At 72.5% G+C, this 26092-nt stretch carries 28 protein-coding genes and 1 riboswitch; of the genes, 12 read left to right on the top strand and 16 right to left on the bottom strand.

Annotated features, from left to right (window positions below; translation table 11 throughout):
• Window positions 1–367: 367 nt before the first annotated feature.
• Window positions 368–985: a DUF4126 domain-containing protein gene (locus ACWCXX_RS02690; protein WP_451123512.1), complete on the top strand. Its 618-nt coding sequence runs from the start codon at window positions 368–370 to the stop codon at window positions 983–985.
• A 30-nt stretch (window positions 986–1015) separates the two neighbouring features.
• A complete protein-coding gene (locus ACWCXX_RS02685; protein WP_451123510.1) occupies window positions 1016–2533 on the top strand; it encodes a phytoene desaturase family protein in 1518 nt (505 codons plus the stop codon).
• A gap of 102 nt (window positions 2534–2635) precedes the next feature.
• On the opposite strand, the gene ACWCXX_RS02680 is transcribed toward ACWCXX_RS02685, so the two are convergent.
• From ACWCXX_RS02680 to ACWCXX_RS02655, 6 genes are all read right to left on the bottom strand, one after another.
• Complete coding sequence (locus ACWCXX_RS02680) at window positions 2636–3541, bottom strand: hypothetical protein (protein WP_451123508.1); 906 nt, start codon at window positions 3539–3541, stop codon at window positions 2636–2638.
• A 50-nt stretch (window positions 3542–3591) separates the two neighbouring features.
• Complete coding sequence (metF, locus tag ACWCXX_RS02675; protein WP_451123506.1) at window positions 3592–4509, bottom strand: methylenetetrahydrofolate reductase [NAD(P)H]; 918 nt, start codon at window positions 4507–4509, stop codon at window positions 3592–3594.
• 200 nt (window positions 4510–4709) lie between these two features.
• Complete coding sequence (gene thiE / locus ACWCXX_RS02670; RefSeq protein ID WP_451123504.1) at window positions 4710–5363, bottom strand: thiamine phosphate synthase; 654 nt, start codon at window positions 5361–5363, stop codon at window positions 4710–4712.
• Between the two features lie 124 nt (window positions 5364–5487).
• Window positions 5488–5853 (bottom strand): Rv2175c family DNA-binding protein, encoded by a 366-nt coding sequence (locus ACWCXX_RS02665; protein WP_388987841.1) that lies wholly within the window; start codon window positions 5851–5853, stop codon window positions 5488–5490.
• A 135-nt stretch (window positions 5854–5988) separates the two neighbouring features.
• Window positions 5989–7245 (bottom strand): NAD(P)/FAD-dependent oxidoreductase, encoded by a 1257-nt coding sequence (locus tag ACWCXX_RS02660; protein ID WP_451123502.1) that lies wholly within the window; start codon window positions 7243–7245, stop codon window positions 5989–5991.
• A gap of 28 nt (window positions 7246–7273) precedes the next feature.
• A complete protein-coding gene (locus tag ACWCXX_RS02655; RefSeq protein ID WP_451123500.1) occupies window positions 7274–7618 on the bottom strand; it encodes a hypothetical protein in 345 nt (114 codons plus the stop codon).
• Window positions 7619–7669: 51 nt separating this feature from the next.
• A riboswitch (TPP riboswitch) is annotated at window positions 7670–7783 on the top strand.
• Here ACWCXX_RS02655 and thiO point away from each other — a divergent pair.
• The 5 genes from thiO (at window position 7781) to ACWCXX_RS02630 (ending at window position 12916) form a co-directional block, all read left to right on the top strand.
• Complete coding sequence (gene thiO / locus ACWCXX_RS02650; protein ID WP_451123499.1) at window positions 7781–8965, top strand: glycine oxidase ThiO; 1185 nt, start codon at window positions 7781–7783, stop codon at window positions 8963–8965. (Overlaps the previous riboswitch by 3 nt.)
• Window positions 8962–9228, top strand: coding sequence for a sulfur carrier protein ThiS (gene thiS / locus ACWCXX_RS02645; protein ID WP_451123497.1), 267 nt, complete (start codon window positions 8962–8964; stop codon window positions 9226–9228). The genes thiO and thiS overlap by 4 nt, the downstream gene beginning before the upstream one ends.
• 2 nt (window positions 9229–9230) lie before the next feature.
• Window positions 9231–10025, top strand: coding sequence for a thiazole synthase (locus ACWCXX_RS02640; RefSeq protein WP_451123496.1), 795 nt, complete (start codon window positions 9231–9233; stop codon window positions 10023–10025).
• A 110-nt stretch (window positions 10026–10135) separates the two neighbouring features.
• A complete protein-coding gene (gene pknB / locus ACWCXX_RS02635; RefSeq protein WP_451123494.1) occupies window positions 10136–12052 on the top strand; it encodes a Stk1 family PASTA domain-containing Ser/Thr kinase in 1917 nt (638 codons plus the stop codon).
• A gap of 6 nt (window positions 12053–12058) precedes the next feature.
• The gene (locus ACWCXX_RS02630) at window positions 12059–12916 is read left to right on the top strand and encodes a deoxyribonuclease IV (RefSeq protein WP_451123492.1); all 858 of its coding nucleotides are present in this window, start codon (window positions 12059–12061) and stop codon (window positions 12914–12916) included.
• 154 nt (window positions 12917–13070) lie between these two features.
• Here the strand turns inward: ACWCXX_RS02630 and ACWCXX_RS02625 are convergent, their stop codons facing one another.
• Window positions 13071–13703 carry a sulfite oxidase-like oxidoreductase gene (locus tag ACWCXX_RS02625; RefSeq protein WP_356932229.1) on the bottom strand — a complete coding sequence of 211 codons (633 nt, stop codon included), beginning with the start codon at window positions 13701–13703 and terminating at the stop codon, window positions 13071–13073.
• Window positions 13704–13857: 154 nt separating this feature from the next.
• Here ACWCXX_RS02625 and bfr point away from each other — a divergent pair, with 154 nt between their 5' ends.
• On the top strand, window positions 13858–14337 hold the full coding sequence (bfr, locus tag ACWCXX_RS02620) for a bacterioferritin (protein ID WP_451123490.1): 480 nt from the start codon (window positions 13858–13860) through the stop codon (window positions 14335–14337).
• 14 nt (window positions 14338–14351) lie between these two features.
• Here the strand turns inward: bfr and ACWCXX_RS02615 are convergent, their stop codons facing one another.
• Both ACWCXX_RS02615 and ACWCXX_RS02610 read right to left on the bottom strand, forming a co-directional pair.
• On the bottom strand, window positions 14352–14684 hold the full coding sequence (locus ACWCXX_RS02615) for a (2Fe-2S)-binding protein (protein ID WP_451123578.1): 333 nt from the start codon (window positions 14682–14684) through the stop codon (window positions 14352–14354).
• Between the two features lie 169 nt (window positions 14685–14853).
• Complete coding sequence (locus ACWCXX_RS02610) at window positions 14854–16206, bottom strand: class II 3-deoxy-7-phosphoheptulonate synthase (protein WP_451123488.1); 1353 nt, start codon at window positions 16204–16206, stop codon at window positions 14854–14856.
• Window positions 16207–16305: 99 nt separating this feature from the next.
• Between ACWCXX_RS02610 and ACWCXX_RS02605 the strand changes: the two genes are divergently transcribed.
• Both ACWCXX_RS02605 and ACWCXX_RS02600 read left to right on the top strand, forming a co-directional pair.
• A complete protein-coding gene (locus ACWCXX_RS02605) occupies window positions 16306–16362 on the top strand; it encodes a trp operon leader peptide (RefSeq protein ID WP_388988175.1) in 57 nt (18 codons plus the stop codon).
• Between the two features lie 93 nt (window positions 16363–16455).
• On the top strand, window positions 16456–18360 hold the full coding sequence (locus ACWCXX_RS02600) for an anthranilate synthase family protein (protein ID WP_451123486.1): 1905 nt from the start codon (window positions 16456–16458) through the stop codon (window positions 18358–18360).
• A gap of 179 nt (window positions 18361–18539) precedes the next feature.
• On the opposite strand, the gene ACWCXX_RS02595 is transcribed toward ACWCXX_RS02600, so the two are convergent.
• From ACWCXX_RS02595 to ACWCXX_RS02575, 5 genes are all read right to left on the bottom strand, one after another.
• Complete coding sequence (locus ACWCXX_RS02595; RefSeq protein WP_451123484.1) at window positions 18540–19544, bottom strand: 2-hydroxyacid dehydrogenase; 1005 nt, start codon at window positions 19542–19544, stop codon at window positions 18540–18542.
• Between the two features lie 152 nt (window positions 19545–19696).
• The gene (locus ACWCXX_RS02590; protein WP_451123482.1) at window positions 19697–20389 is read right to left on the bottom strand and encodes a response regulator; all 693 of its coding nucleotides are present in this window, start codon (window positions 20387–20389) and stop codon (window positions 19697–19699) included.
• On the bottom strand, window positions 20386–21609 hold the full coding sequence (gene macS / locus ACWCXX_RS02585) for a MacS family sensor histidine kinase (protein WP_451123480.1): 1224 nt from the start codon (window positions 21607–21609) through the stop codon (window positions 20386–20388). Before macS ends, ACWCXX_RS02590 begins: the two co-directional genes overlap by 4 nt.
• Window positions 21610–21661: 52 nt before the next feature.
• Window positions 21662–22417, bottom strand: a complete 756-nt coding sequence (locus ACWCXX_RS02580; protein WP_451123478.1) for a lysophospholipid acyltransferase family protein — start codon at window positions 22415–22417, stop codon at window positions 21662–21664.
• 33 nt (window positions 22418–22450) lie between these two features.
• Window positions 22451–22582, bottom strand: coding sequence for a hypothetical protein (locus ACWCXX_RS02575; RefSeq protein WP_451123476.1), 132 nt, complete (start codon window positions 22580–22582; stop codon window positions 22451–22453).
• Window positions 22583–22628: 46 nt separating this feature from the next.
• On the opposite strand from ACWCXX_RS02575, the gene ACWCXX_RS02570 reads away from it, so the two are divergent.
• Window positions 22629–23408: an alpha/beta hydrolase gene (locus ACWCXX_RS02570; protein WP_451123474.1), complete on the top strand. Its 780-nt coding sequence runs from the start codon at window positions 22629–22631 to the stop codon at window positions 23406–23408.
• Window positions 23401–24105: a hypothetical protein gene (locus ACWCXX_RS02565; protein ID WP_451123472.1), complete on the top strand. Its 705-nt coding sequence runs from the start codon at window positions 23401–23403 to the stop codon at window positions 24103–24105. The genes ACWCXX_RS02570 and ACWCXX_RS02565 overlap by 8 nt, the downstream gene beginning before the upstream one ends.
• Before the next feature lie 137 nt (window positions 24106–24242).
• Here ACWCXX_RS02565 and ACWCXX_RS02560 read toward each other — a convergent pair whose 3' ends face one another.
• A complete protein-coding gene (locus ACWCXX_RS02560) occupies window positions 24243–25010 on the bottom strand; it encodes an endonuclease/exonuclease/phosphatase family protein (protein WP_451123470.1) in 768 nt (255 codons plus the stop codon).
• 80 nt (window positions 25011–25090) lie between these two features.
• On the bottom strand, window positions 25091–26032 hold the full coding sequence (locus ACWCXX_RS02555) for an ROK family glucokinase (protein ID WP_451123468.1): 942 nt from the start codon (window positions 26030–26032) through the stop codon (window positions 25091–25093).
• Between the last annotated feature and the right edge of the window lie 60 nt (window positions 26033–26092).

The raw sequence follows: 26092 nt of genomic DNA, 5'->3' as shown, positions 1-26092 counted from the left end.
GCCCTGTTGGCGGTAGCCCCCCAGTGGGCCGTCGTATCCAGCGTGCTCACAGGCTTGGGAGGGAGACCGAACCCCACCGGACCGGCGCCTTCCGTACTGCTGGAGAACTTCCCCCGTGGCCCCGTGTCCCCCGTGGCCCCGAGCTCTCCGCCATGCTCCCCCGTGCCGGAGGGGAGTGCCGCGACCGTTCCGCCGCCCCGTGCCGGCGGTGCCTGCGCGGCGCCCCTCTCCGTGCCCACCACTCTCCCGTCCGGGCAGGTGGGCGCCCATCCGCGCACCTACTCATCTCGCGATCTAGGTACGGATACTCAGGTCTGCGTGCCGAACCCGTCCCGCGCCGTACGCCATCTGGCCTACGATCGCGTCCGTGTCCGTACTCCCTCTGGTGTTCACAAGCGGCTGGGCCAGCGGGATCAACGCCTATGCGGTGGTCCTGCTCCTCGGCATCTTCGGTACGACCGGCCTGAGCGACGAGGTGCCCGACGCCCTCCAGCGCACCGACGTCCTGGTGGTGGCCGGGGTGCTCTTCCTCTGCGAGGTGGTGGCGGACAAGGTCCCGTACGTGGACTCGGTCTGGGACTCGGTGCACACCGTCGTCAGGCCGGTGGCCGGTGCCGTGGTGGCGGCGCTGCTGGCCGGTGACGACGGTTCGCTGCCCGAGCTCGCGGCGGCGGCGATCGGCGGTTCCACCGCGCTGATGAGCCATCTGGTGAAGGCCGGCACCAGAATGGCGGTCAACACCTCCCCCGAGCCGTTCAGCAACATCGTCATGAGCATCGTCGAGGACCTGGGCGTCGCCGGGATCGTCACCTTCGCGATATTCCATCCGGTGGCGGCCGCGGTCGTCGCGGGGTCGCTGCTGCTGCTCGGCATCGCGATAGTGGCCTTCCTGGCCTCCAGGATCCGGCGCTTCCTGCGGCGCAGGAAGCAGCGGCGCGAGGAGCGGCGCCTGGCCCGGACGGGCACGTACCAGCCGCCGGGCTGACTGTCGGTGGTGGCCGTTAAGGTCACTGACATGGCACGTATTGCGGTGATCGGCGCCGGGATGGGCGCGATGGCGGCGGCCGCCCGGCTCGCCGTGGCAGGCCACCGGGTGACGGTGTACGAGCGGTCGGAGACCTTCGGCGGCTCGGTGGGCCGGTATGCCCGTGAGGGCTTCGCCTTCGACACGGGTCCGGGGCTGCTCCATCTGCCCGCCGTCTACCGCGACCTGTTCGTGAAGACGGGCAAGGAGCCGCTGGAGCAGTGCGTCGACCTGACCCAGGTCGACCCGGCGAGCCGTCATCTGTTCGCGGACGGCACGGCGGTGTCGTTGCCGAACGCCTCCCGGGCCGGAGTGGTCTCCGCTCTGGACGCGGCGCTCGGCGGCGGCGCGGGCGCGGCGTGGGGCGGGTTCCTCGACCGGGCGCGCGACGCCTGGGACCGGTCGCGGCGGCCGCTGCTGGAGGAGCCGTTGCGCCCCGACCGGCAGGTGTTCGGCCGTGATCCCTATCCGGCGCTCCGGCAGCGTCGGCTGCTGCGCTCCGCCCGGCGGGCGGGCACGGTGGCGGAGGTCGGTGCGTGGGAGCTGTCGGACCCCCGGCTGGCCGCGCTCCTCGACGGGTACGCCCTGTCGTACGGGCTCGACCCGGTGCGCGCCCCGGCGTCGGCCGCCCTGCTGCCGTACATGGAGGAGACGTTCGGCAGCTGGTACGTCTCCGGCGGCGTCCGGGCCCTGGCGCAGGCGGTGTACGAGCGGTGTCTGGCCCGGCGGGTGGAGTTCGTCCTGGGCTGCGAGGTGGTCCGGGTCGTCGAGAAGGACGGCCGGGCGGCGGGGGTCGAGCTGGCGGACGGGACGGTCGCCGAGGCCGATCACGTGGTGCTGGGCGCCCGGCCCCGCCCCGGCCTGGTGCCGGGTCAGGAGTCGTGGCAGGACGAGGACGTGACGGCCCGGCAGGGTGCGGGGCAGGAGGTGGTGCCGGGCCGGTTCCTGGTGCTGCTCTCGCTGCGCGGCGCCCGGCCCGCGGACACCGTGCACCGGACGCTGGTGCACCCGGCGGACGGTGCGGCGGAGCGCGACGCGGTGTTCGGCGGACGGCTCGCCGAGCACCCCACGGTGACGGTGCTGCGCCCGGACGACCCGTCGACCCGCCCCGACGACGCGCACGAGGCGGTGACGCTGACGGCGACGGTCGCCCCGCACGGCCCGGTGGACTGGACGGACCCGGCGGTGCGCGAACGGTGTGCCGATTCGCTGATCGAGACCGCCGCGGCGGCCGTGCCCGGGATACGGGAACGGCTGCTCCACGCCGAGGTGCGGACCCCGGCCGAGACGGCGGCGGAGACCGGCGCGGAGGGCGGTTCGGTGCCCGCGCCCGCGCTGGCCGGGGCGGGCGGCGCGTATCTGCATCCGGGCAACCGCACCCGGCTGCCGGGGCTCTACGCCGCGGGCGGCTGGTCGCATCCGGGCGGCGGGCTCGCCCACGCGGGCATGTCGGGGGCCCTGGTCGCCGGGCTGATCGTGGAGGGGGACGGGTTCCGGGGCTCCCAGTGACTCCGGGGGCCGTGCGCCCCTCGGGGGCCGGTCGTCGCGAGCCCCGGGCCGGTCGTCGCGAGCCCCGGGCCGGTCGTCGCGGGACCGGCCGTCGTCAGCGGCTCAGTAGCGGTACTGCTGTTCGTCGTAGCCGCTGCCGTTGTTGTAGCCGTTCGGGGGCGGGGCGGGCCGTGCGGGCTGTTCCGGGGGCGTGACGGGGTACTGCTCGCCCTCGCGCTGCTGCGGCACCCAGACGCCGCCGGGCGGGGTGTCGGCGTACGGCTGCTGGGCGTACGGGTCGGGGGCGTACTGCTGCCCGCCTCCGAAGCTGTCGTAGCCGCTGCCGTAGCTGTCGTACGAGGAGTACTCCGCGGAGCTCCCGGCGGGGCCGGTCCCGATGTACGGGTCGGAGTACGCGGCGTACTGCTGCTGCGTGCCGTAGTCGTACGGTCCGGCGAGGGGGTCCTGGGCGGCGTACGCGTCCTGGCCGGGCGTGCCGTACGCGGTGGTGGGCTCGGCGTAGGGGTCGTACGGGGGCTGCTGCGGGGGCGGCCCGGTCCGGTCGTCCTGCCGCGACCGGTGGTCGTCGGAGTAGACGCCGTACTGCCCGGTGTCGTCCGGCATGGGCTCCGGCTCGTAGACCGCGGCGGGCCCGACGGGCGGCTGCGGGACCTGCCCGTCGTGCTCCATCTCCAGGCCCGAGACCTGGAGCGTGGGTCCGCGGCCCTGCCGCCCGCCGCCGTTCCCGCCCCGGCGGCGACGGCTCGCGCCGGGGTTGCCCCCTATGGCCCAGCCGGTGGAGAAGCCCCGCCGGAAGGACAGCGTGACCTGGGTCTGCCCGACCGCGAAGGTGATCGTGCCGAGGACGATGACGAGCACGGACGGGATGAGCACCCCGACGACCACGCAGCCGAAGCCCGCGAAGGCCAGCAGACGCCAGCGAAGGCGCGCCTTGTACTGCAGGAGCACTTCACCGAGCAGCCACAGCGCGACGATTCCGAACGCGATGTAGAGGACCGTCCAGCCCATGCCCGCCCCCTCCTACGGCCACCGCCCCGGGTCGCGGCGGGTACGGCCGGTCACGACTGCCTGTGCAGTCCGAGATTCTCGTAGATTTCGAGCGTCGCCGTCGAGTTGTTGAGCGTGATGAAGTGCAGTCCGGGCACACCCTCGGATCGCAGCCTCGCGCAGAACTGCGTTGCGAAGTCGATTCCAATGGAGCGTACAGCGGCGGGATCGTCCTTGGCCGCGAGGATCCGGTCTTTCAGGGCCGAGGGGAAGGAGGCGTTGCTGAGTTGCGCGAATCTGTCCAGTTGTTTGACGCTGGTCAGCGGCATGACCTCGGGGATGATCGGGGTTTCGCAACCCGCGGCGACCACGCGGTCACGCATCCGCAGATAGTCCTCCGGGTCGAAGAACATCTGGGTGATCGCATAGTCGGCGCCGGCCCGGCACTTGTCCACGAAATGCCGGATGTCGGTGTCCCAGTCGGTCGAGCGCGGGTGCATCTCGGGAAATGCCGCGACGCCGACACAGAAATCGCCGGATTCCTTGATGAGCCGGACGAGATCCGCCGCGTACCGCACTCCCTGGGGGTGCTTGACCCACTCGCCCATCGGGTCGCCCGGCGGGTCTCCGCGCACGGCGAGGATGTTCCGGATTCCGGCGTCCGCGTACTGGCCGATCATGTTGCGCAGCTCGGCGACGGAGTGGTTGACCGCCGTGAGGTGGGCGACCGGGGTGAGGGTGGAGTCGGCCGCGATCTGCTGGGTGGCCCGCACCGTCCCGGCCCGGGTGGAACCACCGGCACCGTAGGTCACGGAGACGAAGCTCGGCCTCACCGCCTCGACCCGGCGCAGCGCGTTCCAGAGGTTCCGCTCGCCCTTCTCGGTCTTGGGCGCCCAGAACTCGAAGGAGTAGGAGGTCTTGCCGGTCGCGAGGAGTTCACGCACCGTGCGCGCGTGATCCGTCCTGGTGGAGGGTGTGCCAAGGGCCATACCGGCAGGTTAACCAGAGCGCGACGACCGCAGGATCAGACCAGGGCGAATTGCCCGAATTGACGGGTTGTTTGTCCACCCTTCGGACACTCGGCCCGGATCACGCCTCCGGGAGTCCTCGCCTGGTCACGCCCTCCGGACGGCCGCACCCGGTCGCGCCCGTCGCCCGCCCGGTCACGTCTCCGGGCGTACGGCCCGGATCACGCTCCGGTGCGCTCCCTGATCCGGCGGGCCAGCTCGGCGGTGGCGGCGCCCGGATCGGGGGCCTCGGTGATCGCCCGGACGACGACCACCCGGCGGGCTCCGGCGTCCAGCACCTCGTCGAGGTTGCCCGCGTCGATGCCGCCGATGGCGAACCAGGGGCGCGGCTGGTCGAGCGAGGCGGCGTACCGGACGAGGCCGAGGCCCGGGGCGTGGCGTCCGGGCTTGGTCGGGGTGGGCCAGCAGGGGCCGGTGCAGAAGTAGTCCACGCCGGGCTCGGCGACGGCCGCGTCGACCTCGGCCTCGGCGTGCGTGGAGCGGCCGATCAGCGCGTCGTCGCCGATGACGGCGCGGGCGGCGGGCACCGGCAGATCGCCCTGGCCCAGGTGCAGCACGTCGGAACCGATGGCGTGGGCGACATCGGCCCGGTCGTTCACCGCGAGGAGCTTGCCGTGGCGCCGGCACGCGTCGGCGAGGACGGCGAGGTGGTCGAGTTCCTCGGCCGCTTCCATGCCCTTGTCGCGCAGCTGGACGATGTCCACCCCGGCGGCGAGGACGGCGTCGAGGAACGCGGGGAGGTCGCCCTGTCGCCTGCGGGCGTCCGTGCACAGATAGAGCCGGGCTTCGGACAGCGACGCGCGGAGCGTGGACATCGGTGCGGTTCCCCCTGGGAGAGCGGTGCGGAAAAGCGGTGCACCGGGTGGTGCGGAGCGGGCACCGGGGCCGGGGTGGGCGGCGCAGGGCTGCGCCGCCCACCCGCTCGCACCGGGTCGGCGGTCAGACGGCGAGCGCCTGGGCGCGGCGCTTCACCTCCGTGCCGCGATTCTCGCTCAGGGCCTGGGCGGGGGTGCCGGGCAGGGTCGGGTCGGGGGTGAAGAGCCACTCCAGCATCTCTTCGTCGGTGTAGCCGTCGTCCTTCAGGAGCGTCAGGGTGCCGGAGAGGCCCTTGACCACCTTGGTGCCGTCGATGAAGGCGGCCGGCACCTGGAGCGCCCGGTTCTCACCACGGCGTACGGCGATCAGCTGGCCCTCCTTGACCAGCTGCCGCACACGCGTCACCTCGACATCGAGCATTTCCGCGATGTCGGGGAGGTGGAGCCAGGCAGGGACGAGAGCATCGATCTTTGCGTCAATCTCGGTCACGAGGACAAGCCTGCCATCCCGCACCGACGGCCGATACCCGGACTCGGCCCTTCAGGGCGTCGGAAACCGCTCCCCCGGCCCCCTCGGCACCCCCGCATCGGCCCGTGCGGGCCCGGCCGGGAGGCTCCGCACGGCTCAGTCGCGGACCGCCGTCTTCAGCGGTACGGAGGGGTCGGCGGCCCGTGCCGGGTCGAGCGAGGCCCTCGCCTCGATGAGTCTGCGCCCCTGCGCCAGGTCGCGCGGCCGGCCGACGGCGAGGACCGCGACCAGGACGCCGTCGCGCAGCCAGCACACCGACCAGGCGGGGTCCGCCGGATCGCCGCGCCACAGCAGGGTGTCGGCGCTCCCGTGGTGGCCCGCGTACTGCACGAACCGGTCGAACTGCTCGGACCAGAAGTACGGCACGGGGTCGTACGTCAGTGGCTCGAAGGGGCCCTCGGCCGTCGCGCCGATGATGTTGGCGGCGGCGGTGCGCGGCCCCTGGAGCGCGTTGTCCCAGTGGTGGACGAGCAGGCGTTCGCCGTAGCGGGCGGAGGGGAAGGAGGCGCAGTCGCCGACCGCGTACACATCGGGCACCGAGGTGCGCAGCGTCCCGTCGGCGGTCACCGATCCGTCGGGGCCGAGGGCGATGCCGGAGCCGGTCAGCCAGTCGGTGGCGGGCCGGGCGCCGATCCCGACGACGACCGCCCCGGCCGGGATCGTACGGCCGTCCGCGAGGACCACCCGGCCCGGCTCGACGCGGGCGACCCGGGCCCCGGTGAGGAGTTCGGCGCCGGTCTCGGCGTACCAGGCAGCCATCGGGGCGGCGACCTCGGCGGGCATCGCGCCCGCGAGGGGCCGGTCGGCGGCCTCGACGACGGTGACCTCGCAGCCCGCGGCGCGGGCCGCGGTGGCGAACTCGGCGCCGATCCAGCCCGCGCCGACGACCACGACGCCGTGCCGTTCGTCGAGGACCGGACGCAGCCGTGCCGCGTCGTCGAGGGTGCGCAGCAGATGGACGCCGGGGACGCCTTCGGTGCCGGGCAGCACGACCGGTTCGGCGCCGGTCGCGATCACCAGGACGTCGTAGGCGACGGGTCCCGAGGGGGTGTCCAGCTCGTGCGCGTCCGGCCGTACGCCGGTGACCTCGACGCCGAGGCGCAGTTCGATGTCCAGCGCCTCGAAGTCGACGTCGAACGCGGAGCCCTCGGCCTTGCCGAGCAGTACCGCCTTGGACAGCGGGGGCCGGTCGTAGGGCTGGTGGGGTTCGGCGCCGATCAGGGTGACGGGGCCGGTGAAGCCCTGTTCGCGCAGGGCCACCGCGGTCTGCACGCCCGCCATGCCCGCGCCCACGACGACGACGCGGCGCTCCGGCCGCCGGTCCGCACCCTCTGTCCGCTGCTGCTCGTCCACCCGTCCACCTTACGCACCTGACATTGCGTCAGGAAGGGGGGATCTCCTCGACCGTGCTCGTACCGTCGCCCTCCTGCGACTCCCATTCCCACCGCTCCTCCAGCCGGACCCGGCCGTCCGCGAGGTCGGTGACGGTGGAGACGCAGTGGCCGCTGGAGGTCGTTCCGTCCTGCTTCAGCTGGACGTAGCGGAAGTCGAGGACGTCTCCCCGGCGGGTGCCGACGAGGTGGCCGCGGACCACGTCGCCGCCCGCGTAGTCGGCCCAGATCCTGCCGTCCTCCTCGTGGTACGTGAAACGGGTGCGGGTGCCGACCTGGCCAGGGGCCTGGTCGGCGACCGGGGCGAGGACGAGTCCGTCGAGCGAACGGGCCACGATGGCTGCTCCCTTACTGGGCCGGGACGGCGGGGTTTAGGGTGGCCAACGTAAAACACTCGCGGGAGCCCGGACGCACCGGGCTGAGAGGGAGGCTGGGGCGGCCTCCGACCGTACGAACCTGATCCGGGTCATGCCGGCGAAGGGAGGGGCTGGACGCCCATGCGTTCTTCCGGAAGCGGGAAGGGGTCCGACGTCCTCGTCATCGGGGGCGGGATCATCGGTCTGGTGACCGCCTGGCGGGCCGCGCAGCGCGGACTGCGCACCGCGGTCGCCGATCCCGAACCGGGCGGCGGGGCCGCCCGGGTGGCAGCGGGCATGCTGGCCGCCGTCACCGAACTCCACTACGGCGAGCAGCTGTTGCTCGGCCTCAACGTCGCCTCGGCCGCCCGTTACCCGGACTTCGTGGCCGAGCTGGAGGCGGCGAGCGGGCGGGAGACCGGCTTTCGCGCGTGCGGCACCCTGGCCGTCGCGCTGGACGCCGACGACCGTGCCCATCTGCGGGAGCTGCACGCCCTCCAGCAGCGGTCCGGGCTGGCATCCCAGTGGCTCACCGGCCGCGAGTGCCGCCGTCTGGAGCCGATGCTGGCGCCGGGCGTCCGGGGCGGTCTGCGGGTCGACGGCGACCACCAGATCGATCCCCGCCGACTGGCCGCGGCCCTGCTGACCGCCTGTGAGCGGGCCGGGGTGGTCTTCCACCGCGACCGGGTGGAGCGACTGGCGGTGCGGGGCGGCCGGGCCGCCGGGGCGGTGCTCGCCGGGGGTGCGGAGGCTGCGGCCGACCAGGTCGTGCTCGCCGCGGGCAGCCTCAGCGGCCGGCTCCCGGGACTGCCGGACGAGGTCGTGCCGCCGGTCCGGCCGGTGAAGGGGCAGGTGCTCCGGCTGGCCGTGCCCGCCCGGTACGCGCCCTTCCTCAGCCGGACGGTGCGGGCCGTGGTCCGGGGCAGCCACGTCTATCTGGTCCCGCGCGAGAACGGCGAACTGGTCGTCGGCGCCACCAGCGAGGAGATGGGCTGGGACACCACCGTCACCGCGGGCGGCGTCTACGAACTGCTGCGGGACGCCCACGAGCTGGTCCCCGGCATCACCGAACTGCCACTCACCGAGACCCTGGCCGGGCTGCGACCCGCCTCCCCCGACAACGCCCCGCTGCTCGGCCCCACCGCCCTGCCCGGCCTCCACCTCGCCACCGGCCACCACCGCAACGGGGTGCTGCTCACCCCCGTCACCGGTGACGTCATGGCGGAGTTCCTCACCGGCGGCGAACCGCCCGAGCCGGCCCGCCCCTTCACCCCGCACCGCTTCTCGTCCGCCGCCGTCTCCGCACGTCAGGAGCAGCCCGCATGACCGAGCCCGTCTCTCCCTCCGCGTCTCCTTCCACCCCCCTCCCCGCCTCCCGCTCCGCGTCTCTCTCCGTGTCCGTGAACGGCGAGGTCCGCGCTCTCGCCGCGGGCACCGCCCTGGGCACCCTGGTCGCCTCGCTCACCACCGCGCGCTCCGGGGTGGCCGCCGCCGTCAACGAGGCCGTCGTGCCCCGGGGCCGGTGGTCCGCCGTCGTGCTGGCCGACGGCGACCGCGTCGAGATCCTGACCGCGGTCCAGGGGGGCTGACCGTGTCCGACGACCTCTTCACCCTCGGCGGCACCGACTTCGGCTCCCGGCTGATCATGGGGACGGGCGGGGCGGCCGGCCTCGACGTGCTGGAGCGTTCCCTGGTCGCCTCCGGCACCGAGCTGACCACCGTCGCGATGCGTCGCCTCGACCCGACCGTGCGGGGTTCGGTGCTCTCCGTCCTGGAGCGGCTCTCCATCCGCGTGCTGCCGAACACGGCGGGCTGCTTCACCGCGGGCGAGGCCGTGCTGACCGCCCGGCTGGCCCGCGAGGCGCTCGGCACCGACTGGATCAAGCTGGAGGTGGTGGCCGACGAGCGGACCCTGCTGCCCGACCCGATCGAGCTGCTGGACGCCGCGGAGATCCTGGTGGACGACGGCTTCACCGTGCTGCCGTACACCAATGACGACCCGGTGCTGGCGCGCAGGCTCCAGGACGTGGGCTGCGCGGCGGTCATGCCGCTCGGCTCCCCCATCGGTTCCGGGCTCGGCATCCGCAATCCGCACAACTTCCGGCTGATCGTCGAACAGGCCCGGGTGCCGGTGATCCTCGACGCGGGCGCCGGGACGGCCTCGGACGCGGCGCTCGCGATGGAGCTGGGCTGCGCGGCGGTGATGCTGGCGTCCGCGGTGACCCGCGCCCAGGAGCCCGAGCTGATGGCCGCGGCGATGCGGCACGCGGTGGAGGGCGGGCGCCTCGCGTACCGGGCGGGCCGGATTCCGTACCGCCACTTCGCCGAGGCGTCGTCGCCGGTGGAGGGGCGCGCCCGGCTGGACCCGGAGCGCCCGGCCTTCTGAGCCGCCGGACGGGCTGCGCTTCATGTGCCTGTCACGGCTCGGCTGCAGTACGGCCCCGGGACCGCCCCGGACCGTGAGCCGTGTCCGCGGCGGCTCGTAGACTCACCTGCGTGGATACGACCCTCCAGGACCCTCTCGTCGGGCAGCTGCTCGACGGCCGCTACCGCGTCGATGCCCGCATCGCCGTGGGCGGCATGGCCACGGTCTACCGGGCCGTGGACACCCGGCTCGACCGGGTGCTCGCCCTCAAGGTGATGCATCCGGCGCTGGCGACCGACGCCACGTTCGTCGAGCGCTTCATCCGCGAGGCCAAGTCCGTGGCCCGGCTCGCGCACCCGAACGTGGTCGCCGTCTTCGACCAGGGCGCGCAGGGGCAGTACGTCTACCTGGCGATGGAGTACGTGGCGGGCTGCACCCTGCGCGACGTGCTGCGCGACCGCGGCGCGCTGCAGCCGAGGGCCGCGCTGGACATCCTGGAGCCGGTCCTGGCCGCCCTCGGCGCCGCGCACCGGGCGGGTTTCGTGCACCGCGACATGAAGCCGGAGAACGTCCTGATAGGGGACGACGGCCGGGTGAAGGTCGCCGACTTCGGTCTCGTACGGGCGGTGGGCTCCGTCACCAACACCACCGGGTCCGTCCTGGGCACGGTCTCCTACCTCGCCCCCGAGCAGATAGAGGACGGCACGGCGGACACCCGCACCGACGTGTACGCCTGCGGCGTCGTCCTGTACGAGATGCTGACCGGCTCCAAACCGCACAGCGGCGACACGCCCGCCCAGGTCATCTACCAGCACCTCAACGAGGACGTGCCGCCGCCGTCGGCCGTCGTCCCCGGGCTTCCGGAGGGGCTCGACGCACTGGTGGCCGCCGCCACCGCCCGCGACCCCGAGGTCCGCCCGTTCGACGCGGTGGCCCTGCTCGCCCGGACCCGTGAGGCGCGCGCCGGGCTCACCGAGGCCCAGCTGGACGCCGTACCGCCGCAGGCCACCGCCGACACGCACGACGCCACCGAGGACCGCACCAGCGTGATCCCGCGGCTGCTCCCGGCCGACCAGGGCGTCTCGCACCACACCAGCCGGCTGGAGATGCCCCCGCCGGAGCCGCCGCGGCCCGCGTCGCGGGACCGGCGCCGCGGCGGACCGCCGCGCTCCGTCGTCGCCGCGGTCGTCGCCGTACTGCTGGCGCTGGGGATCGGCACGGGCGTCTGGTACATCAACTCGGGTCAGTTCACCCGGGTCCCCTCACTGCTCAACCAGACCGAGAAGGAGGCCCGGAAGCGGCTCTCGGACGCCGGGCTGGAGGTCAAGGACGTCGAGCGGGGCTACAGCGACACCGTGGAGCGCGGCAAGGTCATCAGCAGCGACCCCGGGTCCGGCGCCCGCGTCAGGGGCAACGCCTCGGTGACGCTCGTCGTCTCGCGGGGGCCCGAGATCGTGAAGGTGCCCGACCTCCGGGGCCTCTCCGTGGCCGACGCCAGGCAGGAGCTGAAGAAGGTCGGCCTGGTGCAGGGCATGATCACCAAGGAGTTCAGCGAGGACATCGTGCGGGGCGACGTGATCCGTACGAACCCCGGCGCGAACACCGGGCGACACCCGGACTCGGCGGTCGCCCTCGTCGTGAGCAAGGGGGCCCCGGTCGACGTCCCCGATGTCACCGGGCTGTCCGTCGAGGACGCCACCGCAGCCCTGGAGGAGGAGGGGCTGAAGGCCGAGGTGCTCCCCGACCGGGTGCACTCCCCCGAGGTCGCGGGCGACATCGCCCGCCAGTCGCCGGGCGAGGGCACGGAGGCCGCCGAGGGCGACACCGTCACGCTCACGGTCTCGAAGGGCCCCCGGATGATCGACGTCCCGGACGTCACCGGGAAGGACGTCGACGAGGCCAGGGCCGAGCTGGAGAAGGCGGGCTTCGAGGTCAAGGTCGACCGCCCGTTCCTCTCGTTCAGCGACACCGTCGCGAGCCAGTCCGTCGACGGGGGCGAGCAGGCCCCCGAGGGCAGCACCATCACCATCAAGATCAAGGGACTCTAGAACCACATGCGCAACCCAGTCGGCGGCCATGTTCCGGTGGCCGGCGGCCTCGCCAGGATCGGCCTCCCCTACGCCCGGGAGATGGGGGCGGAGGCCGTCCAGGTCTTCGTCGCCAACCCGCGCGGCTGGGCGACCCCCGTCGGCGACCCGGCCCAGGACGAACGGTTCCGGGCCGAGTGCGCCGCGGCGTCCATGCCGGCGTACGTCCACGCCCCGTACCTGATCAACTTCGGGTCGCACACGGCGGCGACGGTCGAGAGGTCCGTCCTGTCGCTGCGCCACTCTCTGCGCCGGGCCCGGGAGATCGGCGCCCTGGGGGTCGTGGTGCACACCGGGTCGGCGACCGGCGGACGGCCGCGCGAGCAGGCCCTCGCCCAGGTGCGCGCCCACATGCTGCCGCTGCTGGACGAGCTGAAGCACGACGACGACCCGTATCTGCTGCTGGAGTCGACCGCCGGGCAGGGGTTCTCGCTCTGCTCCCGGACCTGGGACTTCGGGCCGTACTTCGACGCGCTCGACGCCCACCCCAGGCTCGGCATCTGCCTCGACACCTGTCACATCTACGCGGCGGGCCACGACCTGACGGGGCCGACGGGCATGCGGCAGACCCTGGACCTGCTGATGGAGACGGTCGGCGAAGGACGGCTGAAACTGATCCACGCCAATGACTCCAAGGACGTGGTCGGGGCCCGCAAGGACCGGCACGAGAACATCGGCTCCGGCCACATCGGCGAGGAGCCCTTCCGCGAGCTGTTCCGGCACCCGGCGACCGCCGGTGTGCCCCTGATCATCGAGACGCCGGGCGGCAAGGAGGGCCACGCGGCGGACGTGGCCCGGCTGAAGGGGCTGCGCGACACGGACTGAACGCACCGTCCGGGCCCTGCACACCCGCATCGGGGCTCCCCGTCGCGGACGCGCCCCGGGTCCCTCCTTGCGGACACACCCGGGGCCGGACGGGGCCGGGCCGGACGCAACGGACTGGACGCCCGCCGGACGGGACCGGCGCCGGTCCGCCGGGTCAGAGCTCGGGGCCGTCCCCTGGCTCTTCCTGGTAGGAGTACCGCTGCTCGCGCCACGGGTCACCGATGTTGTGGTAGCCGCGCTCCTCCCAGAAGCCGCGGCGATCGGCCGTCATGTACTCGACGCCCCGGACCCACTTGGGTCCCTTCCAGGCGTAGAGGTGCGGCACGACGAGGCGGAGCGGGAAACCGTGCTCCGCGGTGAGCAGTTCTCCGCCTTTGTGCGTGGCGAAAAGTGTGCGGTCCGAGGCGAAGTCGGCGAGCCTCAGGTTCGAGCTGAAGCCGTACTCGGCCCACACCATCACGTGGGTGACGTTCGGTGCCGGCGGCGCGAGCTCCAGGATCGTACGGGCCGGCACCCCGCCCCATTCGGCGCCCAGCATGCTGAACTTGGTGACGCAGTGCAGGTCGGCGACGACCGAGGCGAACGGCAGCTCCGAGAACTCCTGGTGGTTCCAGCAGTGCTTCTCGCCGTCCGCCGTGGCCCCGAAGACCCGGAACTCCCAGCGCTCGGGCCTGAACTTGGGCACGGGCCCGTAGTGGGTGACCGGCCAGCCACGCTGGAGTCGTTGTCCCGGTGGAAGCTCGGACTGCTCTGACGCACGGTGTTCCCGGCTTTCCGGCTGACCCATGACTCCATGGTGACAGACAGGCAGGGGTGGTCCCGACCAGGGTGGGGGCGATTCGGACAACTCACAGTAAGTCTGCACTTACTGGACGGTTACGGGACGTAATGCGAGGATGCGGCCAACTTGCCCGTTTCACCGGTTGGAAGGAGCCTCTGCGATGCAGGGCGACCCCGAGGTCCTCGAGTTCCTGAACGAGCAGCTGACCGCAGAGCTGACCGCCATCAATCAGTACTTCCTGCACGCGAAGATGCAGGACAACTTCGGCTGGACGAAGCTCGCGAAGTACACCCGCTCGGAGTCGTTCGACGAGATGAAGCATGCGGAGGTCCTCACCGACCGCATTCTCTTCCTCGACGGGCTGCCCAACTACCAGCGGCTGTTCCATGTGCGGGTGGGCCAGACCGTCACCGAGATGTTCCAGGCCGACCGCCAGATCGAGGCGGAGGCGATCGACCGCCTCAAGCGCGGCATCGAGCTGATGCGCGCCAAGGGCGACATCACCTCGGCGAACATCTTCGAGTCGATCCTGGAGGACGAGGAGCACCACATCGACTACCTCGACACCCAGCTGGAACTGGTCGAGAAGCTCGGCGAGGCGCTGTACATCGCCCAGCAGATCGAGCAGCCGGACAGCTGATCCGGGCCGGAGGGTCAGGCCGCGTCGGGAAGCCGGATTCCGGGGGCCGCGCCGGGCACGATGCCGGGAGCCGCGCCCGGTGCGATGCCCCGGTCGTCGGCTCCGGGGGCAGCGGGGGCGGCCGGGGCGCCGTCCTTGTCCGCGGCACCGGGCACGCCCTTCCGGACCGCCGCCTCGCGCCGCGGACAGGTGCCCCGGCCGAGCATGGCCTGGATGGTGCGGACGCAGCCGCCGCAGTCGGTGCCCGCCTTGCAGGCGGAGGCTATCTGCCGGGGCGTGCAGGCTCCGGCGTCCGCGTGCTCCTTGACCTGCTTCTCCGTGATGCCGAAGCACGAGCAGACGTACACGCGGTTCACCTCCCGGCGGGATCGGTCGTTCACTGCCTCCCCCTGACTGGTGAGGCGAACCTAACCTTACCTGGCGCGGGAAGGCGTTGAAAGCCTCCCGACGGCCTGTGGGGCACGGATCACATCGATCCGTGCCCCACAGTCATACGCGTGCCACCTGCGGTGATGCCTACTGGTCCCGGTACATCTCGGCGACCAGGAACGCCAGGTCGAGGGACTGGCTGCGGTTGAGCCGCGGGTCGCAGGCCGTCTCGTAGCGCTGGTGCAGATCGTCCACGAAGATCTCGTGCCCGCCGCCGACGCACTCGGTGACGTCGTCGCCGGTGAGCTCGACGTGGATGCCGCCCGGGTGGGTGCCGAGGGCCTTGTGGACCTCGAAGAAGCCCTTGACCTCGTCCAGGACGTCGTCGAAGCGACGGGTCTTGTGACCGGAGGCGGCCTCGAAGGTGTTGCCGTGCATCGGGTCGGTCACCCAGGCCACGGTGGCGCCGGAGGCGGTGACCTTCTCGACGAGGGCCGGGAGCTTGTCGCGGACCTTGTCGGCGCCCATGCGGACGATGAAGGTCAGCCGGCCGGGCTCGCGCTCGGGGTCGAGGCGGTCGACGTAGCCGAGCGCCTCGTCGACGGTGGTCGTCGGGCCGAGCTTGATGCCGATGGGGTTGCGGATCTTCGAGGCGAACTCGATGTGCGCGCCGTCCATCTGGCGGGTGCGCTCACCGATCCAGATCATGTGGCCGGAGGTGTCGTACAGCTCGCCGGTGCGCGAGTCGGTGCGCGTCAGCGCCGACTCGTAGTCCAGCAGCAGACCCTCGTGCGAGGCGTAGAACTCGACCGCCTTGAACTCGGCCGGATCCGTGCCGCACGCCTTCATGAAGTTCAGCGCGTTGTCGATCTCGCGGGCGAGCGCCTCGTAGCGCTGGCCGGACGGGGACGACTTCACGAAGTCCTGGTTCCAGGCGTGCACCTGGCGCAGGTCGGCGTAACCACCGGTGGTGAAGGCGCGGACCAGGTTCAGCGTGGACGCGGAGGCGTGGTACATCCGCTTCAGGCGCTCCGGGTCCGGGACCCGGGCCTCCTCGGTGAAGGCGAAGCCGTTGACGGAGTCGCCGCGGTAGGTCGGCAGCGTGATGCCGTCGCGGGTCTCGGTCGGCTTGGAGCGCGGCTTGGAGTACTGCCCGGCGATCCGGCCCACCTTCACCACGGGCACGGAGGCCGCGTAGGTCAGGACGGCACTCATCTGGAGCAGCGTCTTCAGCTTGGCCCGGATGTGGTCGGCCGACACGCCGTCGAAGGCCTCGGCGCAGTCGCCGCCCTGCAACAGGAACGCCTCGCCCTTGGCGACGGCTCCCATGCGGGCGCGCAGCTGGTCGCATTCGCCCGCGAAGACGAGCGGCGGATACGACGCGAGTTCCGCGATCACATCGCGCAGAGCCTCGGCATCGGGGTACTCGGGCTGCTGCGCCGCGGGAAGGTCTTGCCAGGTGTTGTCACCGGCGACGGAGGTATTGGCGTTCACGGTCACATCCCCCACAGTACGGGGTCCGGCCGGGCGTCCAACCGAAAGCCCAACAGGTGAGACACCTGCGCCCCGGATGCGTCGGCGTCCGCTAGGGTTCGGGGCATGTTCGCGCAGAAGAACCAGAACTGGTGGTGGACCGCTCGTCCGGCGGCCCACTGATCGATCGCGCGACAGACCACGCGAAGGCCGCCCGAGGGGCGGCCTTCTCCGCGTTCTCGGGGAGCCGTTCCTCCAATCGGAAGGAACAGCCCCATGAATCCTCGCACCATCACCAGTCCTCGCACCGCTGCCGTCGTCGAGAGGCTCCTGAGCGACGGCTGCCCGCCGTTCGCGCTGCTGCGCAGGCGCACCCCCGGCCACGACCGGGACGTCGTCGAGGTACTGATCGGCCGGGTGCACGAGGCCGCCCGGCTCGCCGACATCCCGGTCGGCGCACTGCCCTCGCTGGCCCTGGTGCCGTTCCGGCAGATCGCCGAGCGCGGTTTCGACGTGCGCGACGACGGGACGCCGTTGTCCGTGCTGGTCGCGGAGGAGACGTACGAGCTGCCGCTCGCCGAGGTGCAGGACCGCCTGCCGGTCCGGGACGTGCGGGTCGAGGGCGGTGCCTTCGACGTCGGGGACGAGGAGTACGCCGGGATCGTCCGGCGGGTCGTCGAGGACGAGATCGGGCGGGGCGAGGGCGCGAACTTCGTCGTCCGGCGGACCTTCCGGGGCGAGATCCCCGGCTTCGGCCGGGCCGACGCGCTGGCCCTGTTCCGGCGGTTGCTGGCCGGTGAGCGGGGCGCGTACTGGACCTTCGTCGTGCACACGGGGACCAGGACGCTGGTCGGCGCCAGTCCCGAGGTCCATGTGCGGATGTCCGGCGGGACCGTCGTGATGAACCCGATCAGCGGTACGTACCGCTATCCCGCCGGGGGGCCGACGGCCGAGGGCCTGCTGTCCTTCCTCGCCGACCGCAAGGAGACCGAGGAGCTCTCCATGGTGGTCGACGAGGAACTCAAGATGATGTGCACCGTCGGCGACATGGGCGGGGTGGTGATCGGGCCGCGTCTCAAGGAGATGGCCCATCTGGCGCACACGGAGTACGAGCTGCGCGGGCGCTCCTCGCTGGACGTGCGGGAGGTGCTGAGGGAGACGATGTTCGCGGCGACGGTCACCGGCTCCCCGGTGCAGAACGCCTGCCGGGTCATCGAGCGGTACGAGGCCGACGGGCGCGGCTACTACGCGGGGGCCCTGGCCCTGCTGCGGCAGGAGCCGGGCGGGGCGCAGACCCTGGACTCGCCGATCCTGATCCGTACCGCCGACATCTCGGCCGACGGACAGCTGCGGGTGCCGGTCGGGGCGACGCTCGTGCGCCACTCCGACCCGGACGGCGAGGTCGCCGAGACCCACGCGAAGGCGGCCGGGGTGCTCGCCGCACTCGGGGTGCGGCCCGGTCGGCCGCGGGACGAGGCGGCCCGGCCCCGGCTGGCGGGCGACCCGCGGGTGCGGGCGGCGCTGGACGCCCGGCGGGACGGCCTCGCGCCGTTCTGGCTGCGGATGCAGGAGCGCGCCCACGAGCTGTCGGGCCGGGCGCTGGTGATCGACGGGGAGGACACCTTCACCGCGATGCTGGCGCACCTGCTGCGTTCCTCGGGTCTGGACGTGTCGGTGCGCCGCTACGACGAGCCGGGGCTGCGCGAGCTGGTGCGGGCCCACGAGGGTCCGGTCGTGCTGGGACCGGGGCCGGGGGACCCGGGCGACGCCGCCGATCCGAAGATGCGGCTGCTGCGCGGCTTCGCCGCGGAGCTGCTCCGGGAGCACCGGCACGGTCTGCTGGGGGTCTGCCTCGGCCACGAACTGATCGCGGCGGAGCTGGGGCTGGACATCGTCCGCAAGGCCGTGCCGTACCAGGGCGCGCAGACCCGGATCGACCTGTTCGGGCGGCCGGAGACGGTCGGCTTCTACAACAGCTTCACCGCGCGCTGCGACGGGACGGCGGCCGTCGGGCTCGCGGCACGCGGTGTCGAGGCGAGCCGGGACGCGGCGACCGGTGAGCTGCACGCACTGCGCGGGCCGGGCTTCGCCTCGGTGCAGTTCCACCCGGAGTCGGTGCTGACGCTGCGCGGTTCGGCGATCGTGACGGAACTGCTGGCGGGGCTGCCGGTGGCCGGTTGAAGAAGACGGGCGGCTGAAGAAGGCGGGCGGACGAAGGAGAGGGCGGGCGGGGGCCCGGGACGTTCCGGGGCCTCGCCCCCTCCGGGAGCCCCGGGACGGTTCGGCGCCACGCCCCCTCCCGGCCCCGGGACGTCCCAAGGCCCCGCCCGCCTCCGGGAGCGCCGGGGCGGTCCCCGGTCTCAGTCCTTCGGGAGCGCCGGGACGAGGACGTTCTCGCTGCGGCGGCGGGCCAGGTAGTCGGCGACGTTCCGCACGGTGGCGTCGATGATCTGCCCCACCGCGTCCCGGGTGTAGTACGCCTGGTGCGAGGTCACGATGACGTTCGGGAAGGTGACGAGCCGGGCGAGGGTGTCGTCGTCGATGCCCTCCAGGGACTTGTCGAGGAAGAAGAGCCCGGCCTCCGCCTCGTACACGTCCAGTCCGACGCCCAGGAAGCGGCCCGCGCGCAGTTCGGTGATCAGGGCCGTGGTGTCGATGAGCCCGCCACGGCTGGAGTTGATCAGGATCGCGTCGTCCCTCATCCGTGCGAGGGCGTCCGCGCCGATGATGTGGTGGGTCGCGGGCAGCAGCGGGACGTGCAGGCTGACCAGGTCGGACTCGGCGAGCAGCCGTTCCTTCTCCACGTACTTCATGCCGAGCGCGACGCAGGCGGGGTTCTCGACGGCGTCCCAGCCGAGCAGTTCCATGCCGAAGCCGTGGGCGATACGGGTGAACGCCTCACCGATCCTGCCGGTGCCGATCACCCCCGCCGTGCGGCCGTGCAGGTCGCGGCCGAGGAGGCCGTCGAGCCGGAAGTCGAAGTCGCGGGTGCGGCCCGCGGCCCGTACGACGCGGCGGTTGACGGCCATCGCCAGGGTCCAGGCGAATTCGGCGACCGAGTACGGCGAGTAGGAGGAGACCCGGGCGACCCGCAGCGCGAGCCGCTCGGCGACGTCGAGGTCGATGTTGTTGAAGCCGGTGGAACGCTGGGCGATCATCTGCGTGCCCCCGGCCGCGAGGGTCTGCAGAACGCTGCTGCCCAGGTCGGCGTTGACGCTGGTGGAGATGATCTCGTAGCCCGCCGCGATGGGGGCGGTGTCCTTGTTCAGGAAGACGTCCAGGCAGCGGACCTCGTGCTGTCCGGCGAACGCCTTCTCGATCAGCGGCTTCTCGTCGGACTGCACGCCGAAGGCCAGGATTTCCACGACTTCTCCCGTTCACCGCGCGGAGCTGGGGCATGGACCGGGCCCCCGGCACCGGCCCTGGCGAATATACGGTCCGGGTGCCCGGCGCGCCGCTCGGCCGACGGCGGCGTCACGGGGCCGGCGGCAACCGTCGGCCGTCGGCCCCGGCGCGCTCAGGCGTCGTCGAGGCCGCGCTCGATCGCGTACCGCACCAGCTCCACCCGGTTGTGCAGCTGGAGCTTGCCCAGGGTGTTCTGGACGTGGTTCTGAACGGTGCGGTGGGAGATGACCAGGCGTTCGGCGATCTGCTTGTACGAGAGTCCCTTGGCAACCAGCCGCAGCACCTCGGTCTCGCGCTCGGTGAGCTGCGGGGCCTTGGGCTCGTCGGACGCGGCGGGCGCCGGGTCGGAGGCGAGCCTGCGGTACTCGCCGAGGACCAGACCGGCCAGGCCGGGGGTGAAGACGGGGTCGCCGACGGCGGTGGACCGCACGGCCTCGGTCAGCTCCTGGGTACTGGCCGACTTGAGCAGATAGCCGGTGGCACCGGACTTGACCGCCTCCAGCACGTCGGCGTGCTCGCCGCTGGCGGAGAGCACCAGCACCCGCAGCCCGGGGTTGGAGCCGACCAGTTCCTTGCAGACCTGGACGCCGGGCATGCCGGGCAGGTTGAGGTCGAGCACGAGGACGTCCGGTGCCGCGGCCTTCGCCCTGCGGACGGCCTGCGGTCCGTCACCGGCGGTGGCCACCACGTCGAAGCCCGACTCGGAGAGGTCGCGGGCGACGGCATCGCGCCACATCGGGTGGTCGTCGACCACCATGACCTTGATGGGCCGTTCCCCCGTGCCCTGGGTGTTCTCCGTGCTCATCCTGCCGATCCCGCCTTCCCCCGTGAAACCTTCGGTACCTTCAACTCGACCTCGGTGCCCTGGCCGGGCACCGAAATCAACTCCGCCGTGCCGCCCAGGTCACGCAGTCTCCCCCGGATCGACAGGGCGACCCCCATCCGCCCCTCCCCCTCGGCCTGGGCGAGCCGTCCCTCCGGGATTCCGGGGCCGTCGTCCCGGACCGTGACGATCACTTCGTCCGGCCAGTCCTCGACGAGGATCCACGCCTGGGCATTCTCCCCCGCGTGGACCCTGACGTTGTCCAGCGCGGCGCCGACGGCGGCCGCCAGCTCCTTCGCGGCGGCGGGCGCGAGCAGCACCGGGGCTCCGGGCTCCGCGAAGCTGACCCGGGAGCCCGCGTGCGGGGCGAGCAGCGAGCGCAGGTCGCAGTCCGCCGTTCCGGACGGTTCGTCGTCGACCTCGACGCTGCGGACGACCGCGCCCTCGGCGGCGTCCTCGGAGACCCGGGTGGTGGGGACGAGCCCGCTGGAGACCAGGGTGCGCAGGGCCACCTCCTGCTCCCCGGCCATCCGGCCCAGCTCGGCGGCCTCCCCGCCGAGCGCGGTGCCGCGGCGCTGGACCATCGCGAGGACCTGGAGCACGCTGTCGTGGATGTCCCGGGCCAGGCGTTCCCGCTCGCGGGTGGCGGCCTCGATCTCCAGGGCGCGGGCGAGAGTGCGCTCACTGGCCCTGGCCACCTCGACGACGTAGCCGATGGCGATGGAGGCGACCCAGACCAGCAGGATGTTGTGGAAGGTGTCCCGGCTGGGGTTGCCGCGCTCGACGATGTTGGCGAGGGCGACGAGGGTGGAGGCGAAGGCCGCCCAGCGCCATCCGCCCTTGATCGCGAAGGCCAGTACGGAGCCCGCGGTCCAGATGGACGGCAGCGTCGGGCCGTCCATGTACCGGGCCTCGAAGTTGGCGAGGGGGGTGAGGAGTATGCCGGTGAGCGCGATCGTCAGGTCGACGCCGAGGAAGCGCTTGGTGCAGGCGACGGCGCCGGAGACCTTCGGGAGGGTGGCGAACGTCCAGACCACCATCACCGCCAGGAAGGCGACGGCCACCCACGGCCGTTCGTACTTGTCCCGGCCGAAGACGGAGAGCAGCACCGCGTACAGCATCGTCAGGATGCGGTACGCGGTAAGCGCGCGCCACAGCGGCTGCTCGACCGACATCCGTACGACCCGCTCGCGCCTGGCCATGGTCCCCACCCCCCCGGACGGAAACGACGCGCGGGCGCGCCGTACCGTTCCGTCACCCTTGCGTCGCGGTCTTTCCGCCCGTGTTCTTCTCCGCGCTCTTCTCCGCCTCGGCGCGGTGCTTCGCCTCTTCCGCGATCTGCCGCTTGGCCGCCGTCGCGTAGATGTCGACGTACTCCTGGCCGGAGAGCTTCATGATCTCGTACATCACCTCGTCGGTGACCGAGCGCAGGATGAAGCGGTCCCCGTCCATGCCGTGGTAGCGGCTGAAGTCGAGCGGCTTGCCGATCCTGATTCCCGGGCGCATCAGCTTGGGCACCACCTGGCCGGGCGGCTGGATCTTCTCCGTGTCGATCATCGCGACGGGGATGACGGGGGCTCCGGTGGCCAGCGCCACCCGGGCGAGTCCGCCGGGCTTGCCGCGGTAGAGACGGCCGTCGGGCGAGCGGGTGCCCTCCGGGTAGATGCCGAAGAGTCCACCGCTCTCGACGACCTCGATGCCCGCCTTGATGGCCGCCTCGCCCGCGCCCCGGGCGCCCGAGCGGTCCACCGGGAGCTGGCCGACGCCCTTGAAGAAGGCGGCCGTCAGCTTGCCCTTCACGCCGGAGCCGGTGAAGTACTCGGACTTGGCGATGAACGTGACCTTGCGGTCCAGGACCGCCGGCAGGAAGAACGAGTCGGAGAACGACAGGTGGTTGCTCGCGAGGATCGCCGGTCCTTGCGCGGGGATGTTCTCCAGGCCCTCCACCCATGGCCGGAAGGCGAGCTTCAGGCCCCCGCCGATGGAGAACTTCATTGCGCCGTAGATCAACTCGGGTGCCTCCTGTGTGCTGTCCGACAGACCTTAACCCGTGCGGCGGCCCGCGCTCCCGCCCGGCACGGGGCCGACGCAGCGGCCGGGGCCGTGACGGCCCTGGTCGGTGTCGGCCCGGTCGCGTACGGTGAAGTAACGGCCGAGGCCGTCATCCTTCCGCACACTCCCCTCTCGCTCCCTTTTCGAGCCTCACGAACAGGAGACCTTGGTGCCGGTCCTTCCCGGAGCCGAGCCGTTCCGCCACGACGGCGGAGAGGTCGGCGTCCTCCTCTGTCACGGATTCACCGGCTCCCCGCAGTCGCTGCGCCCCTGGGCGGAATACCTGGCTGAGCGCGGGCTGACCGTCTCGTTGCCGCTGCTGCCCGGACACGGCACCCGCTGGCAGGACATGCAGCTCACCGGCTGGCAGGACTGGTACGCGGAGGTGGACCGGGAGCTGCGCGGTCTGCTGGAGCGGTGCGAGCAGGTCTTCGTCTTCGGGCTGTCCATGGGCGGCGCGCTGACGCTGCGGCTGGCCGCGAAGCACGGGGACGCGATCAGCGGTCTGGTGCTCGTGAACCCGGCGAACAAGGTGCACGGCCTGTCCGCGTACGCGCTGCCGGTCGCCCGTCATCTGGTGCGGACGACGAAGGGCCTGGCCAACGACATCGCCCTGGAGGGTTCCGAGGAGGTGGGGTACGACCGGGTGCCGCTGCACGCCGCGCACTCGGTGCGGAATTTCTTCCGGCTGGTCGATGCCGAACTGCCCCAGGTCACCCAGCCGATCGTGCTGCTGCACAGCCCGCAGGACCATGTGGTGCCGCCCGCCGACTCGGCCCGCATCCTCGGCCGGGTGTCGTCGACGGACGTCGAGGAGATCCTGCTGGAACAGAGCTACCACGTGGCGACGTTGGACCACGATGCGGAGCGGATCTTCGACGAGAGCTATCGGTTCATCGGCCGCCTCGCCCCGAGCGTCGGACAGAAGGGGAGCACGTCAGGTGGCTGAGCACGACGCGGAGCGCGCGGGCGGCGAGGAGGAGCGCGAGTCCCTTCCCGCGGAGGGACGCGAGCCCCTTCCCGCGGAGGGGGCGGCCGTGCCCGACGACGGTACGGGCCCGCAGGACACCCCGGCCCAGAAGGGGCCGTCGGTGTCCGAGGGCGAGCGGCCGGGCCCGGCGCTCGACGAGGACGCCGCGTGGAAGGCGATCGTCGCGGGGTACGGCGAGGAGCCGCCGGACCCGCCGGGCGCCAAGCCGTTCAGGTCGGTCGAGGATCTCGCGCTGCTGGAGGACGACCGGCCGGACGTGCTCGACCCGGACAAGGGGCTCGGGAAGAAGTCCCCGAAGCCGCCGGAGAAGCCGCTCGGCAGTTCGGTGGTGTTCGCCCCCGGCGTCGGCGGCCCGCGCGACTACGAGGTCGCGGAGCCGAAGGACGACGACCTCGACGAGAGCGACGAGGGCCATTTCGTCCCCCCGGAGCCGCCGCCGCTGCCGGAGGCCGATGTCACGGCGAAGTTCGCCTGGCTCGCGGTCGTCGGCGGCCCGGTGCTGATGCTGATCGCGATCCTGCTGCGGTGGGACATGACCTGGTGGCTCACGACGGTCTGCGTCGGCGGCTTCCTGGGCGGTTTCGTCACGCTGGTGGCGCGCATGGAGGACGACGACGAGGACGACGACGACCCCGGGCGCGGGGCGGTCGTCTGATCCGGGGGTCGGGCAGTGTGTCCGGGGTCCGGAGGGGCCCTGCCACCGGCCCCTGCCGGTCGGCACGCACCGTCCGCGACACCGCGCCGCCGTGCCGTCCGGCCCGGGGCCGGGGGCCGTGCTCCGGGCGGCATGCGTCAGGCACGGACCGGGCCGGCCGAGGGGACCCGTAGCGCCGCCAGTACCGGCAGGTGGTCGGTGGCCGCCCGCAGGTCCGCCTCGGTGACCCCGGGCAGCCCGGCCGGGACGCCGCAGCCGAGCACCTCGATCCCCTCGGTCGCGAAGACCGCGTCGATGCGCTTGCGCGGCCGGTCCGCCGGGGAGGTGTGCTCCGCGCCCCACGGCCGGACCGCCCAGCAGTCCTGGAGCCGCCCGGCCAGCCGCCGGAACGCGGCACCGGTCGGCACGTCGTTGAGGTCGCCGGCCGCGACGGCGTGTTCGACGCCCATCGTCTCCAGCTGTTCCAGCAGCAGTCCCGCCTGGGTCAGTCGTTCGTCGCGCTGGAGGCTCAGGTGGAAGCTCAGCAGACCGATCCGGGTGCCCGCGATCCGTACCACCGACGTGGCGAAGCCCCTGCGGTGCAGTCCGGGGGTGAGCGGCAGCAGGACGTCCTCCGTCCGTTCCACCGCGGCCCGCAGCGAGCACAGCAGCAGCGGACCGGCCGCCGTGGCACCGCCGCCGAGGACGACCAGGCCGGTGCGGGCCGCGAGCCAGGCGGCCCGCTTGCGCCAGCGGAAGAAGCGCGGCGCCTCCTGGACGAGGACGAGGTCGGGGGCGCAGGCGCCGATGACCCGGGCCAGTGCCTCGCAGTCGTCGCGCATCGACCGGATGTTGTAGGAGAGCACCCTGATGACGGCCGAACCATCCGGCTCGGTACGGGAGTCGGGCAGTGGCGTCAGGACCATGCGGCTCACGATACGACGGACGCCCGCCGCTCCCCCAGGGGCGCGACGGGCGTCCGGCCCGGTGCCGTCCGCCGGGTGGCTCAGCCCTGGCGGGCCAGGTCGGCCGCGCCCACCAGCCCCGCCTTGCCGCCCAGTTGGGCCGCGAGCACCTGGGCGTGCGGGCGCCACTGGCCGCCGATCAGCCAGCGCCGGAACGACTTGCGGATCGGGTCGAGGACGAGTTCGCCCTCGTCCGACACGCCGCCGCCGACGATGAACGCGGACGGGTCGAAGAGCGAGGCGAGGTCGGCGAGCCCGGCACCGGCCCAGCGGGCCAGTTCGCGGAACGAGTCGATCGCGACCGGGTCGCCCTGCCGGGCGGCCTGGCTGATGTGCTTGCCCTCGATGCCGTCCACCGTGCCGTCGCCGAGCGACAGCAGGACGGTGGCGTTCTCGGGGGTGGCGTTGGCGCGCTGCCTGGCGTACCGGACGAGTGCGCGTCCGGACGCGTACTGCTCCCAGCAGCCCTGGCTGCCGCAGCCGCAGAGCAGGCCGTCCGGGACGACCCGGATGTGGCCGAACTCCGCCGCCACGCCGAAGCGTCCGCGGCGCAGCTTGTTGCCGATGATGATGCCGCCGCCGAGGCCGGTGCCGAGCGTGATGCAGATGACGTCGTCGTGGCCCTGTCCGGCGCCGAAGCGGTATTCGCCCCAGGCGGCGGCGTTGGCGTCGTTCTCGACGACGACGGGGAGGCCGACGCGCTGTTCGACCTTGTCCTTCAGCGGTTCGTGGCGCCAGTTGATGTTGGGCGCGAACAGTACGGTGGCTCGCTTGTCGTCGACGTATCCGGCGGCGCCGATGCCGACGGCGTCGATCCGGTGGCCCTCGCTCGCGCCGGACACGGCCGCCGCGATCGCGTCCACGATGCCCTCAGCCGTCGACGGGGTCGGCACCTTGAACGTGGAGAGGATCCGGCCCTCTTCGTCGACCACTCCAGCCGCGATCTTCGTGCCGCCGATATCGACGCCGATGGTGAGTCCCATGAATCCCTCAGTTTCGGTCGAGCCCCGCTGTGGCCAACCGTACCCGAGCCGGACCCCCGG

The organism is Streptomyces sp. NPDC001732, assembly GCF_053596315.1.
This window is presented reverse-complemented; position numbering and strand designations above follow the sequence as displayed.